The following is a 721-nucleotide window of genomic DNA, read 5'->3' on the forward strand; positions in this document are numbered from 1 at the left end:
TTTCGGTAACCGTCGCCTGCGCACCGTCGGCGAGCTGATCCAGAACCAGATCCGGGTCGGTCTCTCCCGCATGGAGCGTGTGGTCCGCGAGCGGATGACCACGCAGGACGTCGAGGCGATCACGCCGCAGACGCTGATCAACATCCGCCCGGTCGTCGCCGCGATCAAGGAGTTCTTCGGAACCTCCCAGCTGTCGCAGTTCATGGACCAGAACAACCCGCTGTCGGGCCTGACCCACAAGCGCCGCCTCTCGGCGCTGGGCCCGGGTGGTCTGTCCCGTGAGCGCGCCGGCCTGGAAGTCCGTGACGTCCACCCGTCGCACTACGGCCGCATGTGCCCGATCGAGACACCCGAAGGCCCGAACATCGGCCTGATCGGCTCGCTGTCGGTGTACGCGCGAGTCAACCCGTTCGGCTTCATCGAGACGCCGTACCGCAAGGTCGTCGACGGCCGGGTGACCGACGAGGTTCGTTACCTGACCGCCGACGAGGAGGACCGGCACGTTCGCGCGCAGGCCAACTCGCCGGTCGACGCCGAAGGCCGCTTCCTCGAGGACCGCGTGCTGTGCCGGCGCGGCAACGAGGAGAACGAGCTCGTCGCCGCCACCGAGGTCGACTACATGGACGTGTCGCCGCGTCAGATGGTGTCGGTCGCGACGGCGATGATCCCGTTCCTCGAGCACGACGACGCCAACCGTGCCCTGATGGGCGCGAACATGCAG

At 67.7% G+C, this 721-nt stretch carries 1 protein-coding gene; it reads left to right on the top strand.

Annotated elements, in window-relative coordinates; all coding sequences use genetic code 11:
* Window positions 1-721, top strand: a 721-nt coding sequence (locus tag NA8_RS32270) for an RNA polymerDNA-directed RNA polymerase subunit B (protein ID WP_501193543.1), incomplete at both ends; no start/stop codon positions are given.

This window comes from Nocardia arthritidis NBRC 100137 (assembly GCF_001612765.1).
GTDB lineage: Bacteria > Actinomycetota > Actinomycetes > Mycobacteriales > Mycobacteriaceae > Nocardia > Nocardia arthritidis.